The organism is uncultured Campylobacter sp. (assembly GCF_938018145.1).
Lineage (GTDB): Bacteria > Campylobacterota > Campylobacteria > Campylobacterales > Campylobacteraceae > Campylobacter_A.
The window spans coordinates 1-7,050 of record NZ_CALIII010000145.1 but is presented as its reverse complement, the minus strand read 5'-3'; the positions used below and the strand labels follow the sequence as shown (position 1 = coordinate 7,050).

Sequence of the window (7,050 nt, the reverse complement as noted above, 5' to 3'; positions counted from 1 at the left end):
AAACTTTTAACAGCTTCCGGTAAAGTTACGCTTACTTTTTTAAACGTGGACGGCGTGAATAACGTAAAAGTTGCTGCAGCTACTATGGGTACTGGGCTTGGTCAAGGCGTGGGTGCCCTAGCAGAAAACATCAATAAGCTAACTGATAAAACAGGTGTTAGAGCCACATACGATGTTACCATGATAGCTGCAGGTGATATAGCAGAGGGTACTCAACTTACGTCATTCACTATTAACGGCGTAAAAATAGGCGATCTTGACGTAAAAGCAAACGACAGCAACGGTGCTTTAGTAAATGCCATCAATAAAGTAAAAGACCAAACTGGCGTAGAGGCTTCAGTAGACGCAGAAACCGGAACCATGGTCTTAACTAGCCGCGACGGTCGAGGCATACAAGTAAAAGGCGGCGACCTTTCAAAAGGTCTAGGTAAGGGAACGGCTGCATTAACCAAAGGTTTCGTAGGTCGCTTGAATCTAGTTCGCTTGGATGGACGCGATATAAAAATCGGCGGAAAAACTCAACTTAATCTAAGTAAGGATGCATTTTCTGCAGACGGCGGTCAGCAACAGTCTGTTTCTCTAAGAGACGTTCGCGGCCAAATAGATAAAAAAGTAGCTACGGCTATGGGCTTTTCAAGAATGAGTAAGGAGCTAAGCGTAAATCAATCAGCAGGCGTTATGACCTTGCGCGGCGCTATGGCTGTTATGGATATCGCTGAGTCTGCTCAAAAAACTCTTGACCAGATCCGCTCAGACCTAGGTTCTGTTCAAAATCAGCTTGTTGCAACTGTAAACAACATCACAGTTACTCAAGTAAACGTAAAATCAGCCGAATCTCAAATCAGAGACGTTGATTTCGCTGCCGAGTCAGCAAACTTCTCTAAGTTTAACATCCTTGCTCAGTCAGGAAGTTATGCTATGAGCCAAGCTAACTCTGTTCAGCAAAACGTCTTGAGACTACTCCAGTAGTTAAAATTTAAGATCGCTTCGGCGATCTGTTTAGCGCGTTTATGTGTACGAAACTAAACCCCGAATCTGCTTTTGGCTGATTTGGGGTTTTTAAATTTAACGTAATTTAAAAAGATAGATTAAAGTCTTCTTTTGGTTTGCCTATCTCGTTTTTGGTTATCAGTCCTCTTTTTTTAAGCTCGCGAACTAAATTTTTAGAAGCCTTTTTGGTAACTTCTATATCGGCGTTTAATCCGCCTGCAGCAGAGAAAAGCCAATACTTATGGATTTCGATCCACTCAAGTAGTTTGTTTACTTTTTGAATCTTTGTGTCGCTTGGTGCGACTGAAATTTTAGCTAATTCTAGTTCTTGATGATATATTGCCATTTGTATGACGTTTTCTATAAATAGCGTAAATTTTTTGGCACTTAGAAATGTTTTTAACCTATCTATTTTGTTTACAATTTTTACTAGCTTGTTAAATAGGTTTTCGCTTATTTTATTCTCGTCCCTAAGCTTAATCATCTCGTCAATTTTTGGTACAAGTTCTAAAAATACGGCTTCTATTCTATCTTTTGCTAAATTTTGAATAGTTATTTTTTTGATTAAGAAATTATAGGCTTTTAGCAGATCTTTGTCTGTGGCTTTTTCTTTATTTTTTGGTATATTCGGTAGTTTTTTGGGTTCTTTGCCTTTGGTTAAATTTTGCATAGTTTCTAAAAAAGGCTCTTCTATAGTGCCGTTAATTTTGGCGCCGCCCTCGGTGCAATTATATGTTTTTATATCCTCTAAACTTGCTTGCTCGATATCTTTTTCGTATTGGTTTTTAAAGAGCTTCCAAACGTAAGTCGTACGGACTTCTCCTTTGCCGCCGTAGGCCGGGACGTAAAGATACTCGTCGCTTTGTGCAAACGCATGTCCACTGGCGTGGCTTTTGCCGTCCGGCGCAAAAGCTAAATCCTGACCTATAAGCACGATATTTTTATGCCCTAGCGCGTAAGCTAGCTGATAGGCTTGGTTTGCCGTGGAGTGTCCGATGCCTAGATATCCGTATTTTTTCATATTAAACGCTATCTCGCTTTGTTGAGGACGCATAGTAAGCACAAGGCGGCGCGGTAAGATATTTTTTATCGTTTTTTGATGCGTTAGAGAAGCGACGATAAAGTAGATATTTTCATCAAATTCTTTATTTTTACTATTAAAGAAGCTTGATGTCGCCTCTACACGCTCGATCGAAGTTACGTAGTCCGGCTTGATGCCGTGCCTCATCAGGATCGGATATGAGGCGTCAAGGCTGATAATTGTAACGTAAGGTGCAAATTTTTTAAGCGTAACGAGTTGTTTATCTAGGCTTGGACCTGTAGCTACGATAATAGCGGTATCCATAAGTCCGTGGCGTTTTTTTACCATATCGGTGTAAACATAGTTTGTTATCATTTCCGGCAAATTTTCTATGTGATGGCGGATGCCTATTAGCATATCGTCAATACTGTTGCCATGAGCTAAAACCATTTGCGAAATGGCTTTTATGAAGTCTTGATTTATCCTTTGGTAGTCATCGGCAAATTGGTCGTAAAAATGCGTATGAATGTGCAAATCGTAAAGCTTGGCGTATGATACGAAATCGCTTTGAGAGACGATGAAATAAAATTGCGTATATGTGGCAAATTCTGAATAAAACAGCACCAATCTCTCGCTAGCAAGCTCTTCTGAGAGGTCAATTAAATTTAAAACTATATAAATGATCTCTAGTTTCGGCTCGATTACGACTATTTTTTTATGCGTTCGGTTTTTCAGCAAAGCTTTGTGAAATATACCGTTGCCAAGCCCGTAAAAATACATAATCGGATAGCGTTTGTATTCTTTTTCGGTTTGTTCTAGCATATCCGTGATTTCTTTTACCGGATTTTCATAGACGTATTTTAGGGTTTTGTTGTTTATGATATTGATGTCGATCGGGTCTTTGCCGACAAATACCTCGTATTCGCCTTGATCGGTAAAAGCAAAAAGCCGTGTGGCTAGAATTTCATCTTGCTGAAAGAGGGCGTTAAGGTTACGTTTCAAGATCGGATTTTGCAAGCCATCTATGTTTGTAGCCTCCTGTTTTGCCTCTCCATGCTTTGTTTTTTTAACGCTTAGATGTTTTAGGTCAAATTCTTTATCTATCTCTTTTGCCATTTTCTCTCCTTTTTATAGATCTTCTTTTTTGATTCTTTCGCTAAATTTTATCTCTCTTTTTGCTTCTTTACCTAGTAATTCGGGTAAAAATTTAGGGTGCAAGCCGTATCCCGGGCGTACGCTTTTTACGTTTTTTTCGCTAAAGATTTCGCCCTCTTTGATATCCGCGCAGGCGTAAAGCGAGCGGGAAAAGCGGCGATTTTGCACGGCCTTATCGTCTAGTTCGTAGTTTACTTTGCCAAGCAGCGCTTCGGCGCCTCGCACGGCTTTTACCATCTCGCCAAACTCCCGCTCGTCCAAGCTAAAGGCCTCATCGACGCTGCGAACGCTTTTATCTAGGATAAAGTGCTTTTCTATGATGCGAGCGCCCAGACTCACGGCGACAACGGGCGCTACGATACCTAGCGTATGGTCTGAAAAGCCGACCTCAGCGCCAAATTTGCGTTTCATATCCGCAATCGTGAGCAGATTCATCCCGTCAAGCGGAGCAGGGTAGCTAGACGTGCATTTTAAAAGCGCGATCTGCTCGTTTCCCGCATCTTTGCAAATTTGCACGACGTCGGCGATTTCCTGCTCGGTCGCGATGCCCGTGGAGATGATGATCGGTTTGCCCTTAAGCGCGACGTACCGTACGAAATCATAATCCGTAACCTCAAAGCTTGCTATCTTATAAGCGGGTGGGTTAAATTTCTCTAAAAAGTCCGCGTCGTCTCTGCAAAATGGGCTTGAAAAGCAGACTAGCCCTTCGTCCCGAGCCGCCGCAAAAAGCTGCTCGTGCCACTCTCGCGGCGTCAGAGCTTGCCGGTAGAGCTCGTATAAATTTGCCCCGTCCCACAGCCCGCCTTTTATCATGAAGTCCTCGCCGCGCGAATCTAGCGTGAGGCTATCTGGCGTATATGTTTGCAGTTTTATGGCGTCTGCGCCCGCGCGCTTAGCTGCTTTTATCGTGTCAAGCGCCGTTTGCAGGCTGCCCGAGTGATTTGCCGAGAGTTCGGCGATGATAAATACCTTTTCGTCCGTGTCGAAATTTGCTATTTTCATAAATTTTCCTAACTTTTAGCCATTATATCAAGTTTGCGTAAAGATAACGACATATAGCTCATTTGCTCGTCGCGCCCGTAAATTTCAAAGCCGAATTTTCGGTATAGCGCGATCGCTTTTTCGTTTTCGTTGTAGGCGCATGATTTTAGCTCGCCGACTTTAAGCGTTTTGGCGGCGTATTCTACGATTGTTTGTATTAGGATTTTGCCTTTGCCTTTTAGCTCTGGATTTGCGTAAATGCCAAATTCGCACGAGTCCGCCTCGATATCCACGAAATCGATCACGCCGATATAGTCGCTATCCTCTTTTACTAAAAAATATCTTTTCGTTTCGTCGTTTTTTAAATTTACGATAAATTTTCTGTGCTCTTGCTCGCTCACGCTTTTGTTTTTCATGTATTTTGCGACTCGCTCATCGTTTCGCCAGCGCAAAATCATCAAAATTTGCTCGTCCGTTAGATCGGTAAAATTTATAAGCTCAAGCATATCTCGTCTGCCTCGTAGATCTCGCGCCCGTTTGCGGCTAGCCACTGCGCCATCTCGTTTTGATTGTCCGCGACGCGCACGGCTTTAAATTTGGCGCCTAAAACCAGCGCTTCGTTTACGAGCGAGCTAGCTGAAATCACCAAAATTTCGCTCTCGTTCATCAACCGCGCCACCTCGTTTGAGTTTATGAATAGGCTAAAATTTGGCTCGCTATCCGCCAAATTTTGCAAATTTGCTAAATTTATGTTTGCGCTCGTCGTAATGACGGCTACTTTTTTGTTTTTAGCGAGCAAATTTGAGGCGATTTTGGCCGTCAAATTTAGCGCGTCAGTGCCGCCTAGCACGATGAGGTAATTAAATTTTTTCTCGCGTTTGATTTTTGCTTCGCCATAAAACTCGCTCCTAACTAGCGGCGAAAGTATCAGCTCGCAGTTTGCGGGCACGAGATTTGCGTATTTTTGGGGCTGGGCGTAGATATTTACGTTTAGCAAGTAGTCGCAAAAATGCTCTTTGTAGTTGTCGTCAAAGCTTAAAATTTGGATGTTCGTTTGCTCTTTGATTAGCTTTTCGTCCGCCGCGCTAATGCCATAATGATCGATCGCTAAAAGCTCAAATTTATGCTCTTTTATCAAATTTACCAGCTCATTTATATCCGCGCTTTTTAGCGTAAAAACGGGGTGGGGTATCTCGCCTATGAGACTACCCGGCAGATCGATGCAAGCAAAGCTGACGTCTTTAAATTTTTGCGCCAAGATGAGGTCGCGCCTAACGTGTCCATGCCCGATTTTCGAGCCGCTATCGGCGCGGATGAGAGTTTTTAGGTTTGAGATTTCGCTAAAATTCATCGAGTTTTTCCGCCAAATTTAAAATCCTAAGCGTCAAACACACGGCGGCGATGAGGTAAACCGCACCGGCAGAGGCGAAAAACAGGATCTGAACCTCGTTTAAGCCGCGGTAGCTAGCCGCCAGATAAAATATGTGCAAGATCCCCGCAACCGCAAAGATCTGCATGAGCGCTCTGGCTACCGATATTTTGGCTTTTATGTAATCTTTTTGCATTTTTCCTCAGCGGTAATTTATCTCGTAAAGCTTCTGCGCAAACTCAAAATCCTCGGGCGTGTCGATGTCGCAGACTAAATTTCGCGGTAGCAAAAACGCCCTAGAATGCGCCGCAAAGATCGGTTTTTTCTCCAGCCATGCCTCGCGCCTACCGAAATAAAACGCGCCTGCGTCGTGATAGGCTCGCTCTAAATCCTGCGAGCGAGTTAGCGCAAACTGCGGGTAAAACATACTCACTGCGCCTTTATCGTCAAGCTTGATAGCGCGCTGGACCGGGAAGCTAAACTCGGTCGCGGAAAATAAAAACTCGCACCCGGCTTCCTCAAATTTGCCGTAAGCCTCACGTAAAATTTCACCCGTGATGAGCGGTGCGGTCGCGTAAAGGCAGCAGACATGAGAGTATTCGCCGCCTAGCCTTCTCGCCGCGTCCGCTACGGCGTCGCTACTGGTGGCGTAGTCGTCGCTCAGCGCGGCGTCCCTCATAAACGGAACTTGCGCGCCGAATTTAACTGCGACGTCCGCTATCCCAGCATCGTCGGTGCTCACTATGACGCGCTCAAAAACGCCCGAATTTAGCGCTGCTTCGATGCTGTAGGCTATCAGCGGCTTGCCTAAAAAATCTTTAACGTTTTTGCGCGGTATGCGCTTGCTGTCGCCGCGAGCGGGAATGACGCAAAGGGCGCAGTTGTGGTTGTCTCTCATCAAATTTACCGCCTAAACCCTGCAGCCTTGCGGCGTATCAAAGCTCTTTAAAACCTCAAAAAGCGTATTTGCAACGAAATTTGCGTCCTCTAGGCTCATGCACTGATGGCACGGGATACTAAGCTCGGCGGCGTAAAAATCCTCGGCGCTAGGCACCGAAATATCGCCGTAGCGCTCGCGGTAAAAGCTAAATTTATAAGTCGGCTTATAGTGCACCTGCACGCCGATGCCGCGCTCGTGAAGGGCGGCGAAGATGTCCTCTTTGGCACACCAGAACTGGCGAAATAGCAAGATAGGGTAGAGGTGGCGCGAACTAACGACGTCGCCGGGTAACTTCACGGTGCTAAAATACGGATTTTTCTCAAATTTTTCGTCGTAAAATTTGGCGATTTTCTCGCGCGCCGCGATAGTTTCGTCTAGTCTTTTTAGCTGATTTAGCCCTAGCGCGCAGGCGACGTCTGGTAGGCGGTAGTTGTAGCCAAGCAGGCTCTGGTCGCTATCCCAGAGGCGTTTTTTAGCTATGCCGTGCGAGCGGTAGAGGCGTGCTAGGCGCGCGATCTCGTCGTCATTTGTCGCTAGCGCGCCACCCTCAAAGGTCGTTAGCGGCTTAACCGGGTGAAAGCTAAAAATGCTAAC

At 44.9% G+C, this 7,050-nt stretch carries 8 protein-coding genes; 1 reads left to right on the top strand and 7 read right to left on the bottom strand.

The features are described 5' to 3' along the window. The coding region (locus tag Q0338_RS03350) for a flagellin (RefSeq protein ID WP_298085526.1) at positions 1-969 on the top strand (969 nt) is incomplete at its 5' end. A gap of 106 nt (positions 970-1,075) precedes the next feature. Here the strand turns inward: Q0338_RS03350 and Q0338_RS03345 are convergent. From Q0338_RS03345 to Q0338_RS03315, 7 genes are all read right to left on the bottom strand, one after another. After that, positions 1,076-3,127: a 6-hydroxymethylpterin diphosphokinase MptE-like protein gene (locus tag Q0338_RS03345; RefSeq protein ID WP_298085525.1), complete on the bottom strand. Its 2,052-nt coding sequence runs from the start codon at positions 3,125-3,127 to the stop codon at positions 1,076-1,078. A 12-nt stretch (positions 3,128-3,139) separates the two neighbouring features. Next, positions 3,140-4,168, bottom strand: coding sequence for a pseudaminic acid synthase (pseI, locus tag Q0338_RS03340; protein ID WP_298085524.1), 1,029 nt, complete (start codon positions 4,166-4,168; stop codon positions 3,140-3,142). Positions 4,169-4,176: 8 nt separating this feature from the next. Next, on the bottom strand, positions 4,177-4,653 hold the full coding sequence (gene pseH / locus Q0338_RS03335) for a UDP-4-amino-4,6-dideoxy-N-acetyl-beta-L-altrosamine N-acetyltransferase (RefSeq protein WP_298085523.1): 477 nt from the start codon (positions 4,651-4,653) through the stop codon (positions 4,177-4,179). Next, positions 4,638-5,498 carry a UDP-2,4-diacetamido-2,4,6-trideoxy-beta-L-altropyranose hydrolase gene (gene pseG, locus Q0338_RS03330; protein ID WP_298085522.1) on the bottom strand — a complete coding sequence of 287 codons (861 nt, stop codon included), beginning with the start codon at positions 5,496-5,498 and terminating at the stop codon, positions 4,638-4,640. Before pseG ends, pseH begins: the two co-directional genes overlap by 16 nt. Beyond that, a complete protein-coding gene (locus tag Q0338_RS03325) occupies positions 5,488-5,712 on the bottom strand; it encodes a hypothetical protein (protein ID WP_002953855.1) in 225 nt (74 codons plus the stop codon). The genes pseG and Q0338_RS03325 overlap by 11 nt, the downstream gene beginning before the upstream one ends. A 6-nt stretch (positions 5,713-5,718) precedes the next feature. Then, positions 5,719-6,414 carry a pseudaminic acid cytidylyltransferase gene (pseF, locus tag Q0338_RS03320; RefSeq protein WP_298085521.1) on the bottom strand — a complete coding sequence of 232 codons (696 nt, stop codon included), beginning with the start codon at positions 6,412-6,414 and terminating at the stop codon, positions 5,719-5,721. Positions 6,415-6,426: 12 nt separating this feature from the next. After that, the coding region (locus Q0338_RS03315; RefSeq protein WP_298085520.1) for a DegT/DnrJ/EryC1/StrS family aminotransferase at positions 6,427-7,050 on the bottom strand (624 nt) is incomplete at its 5' end.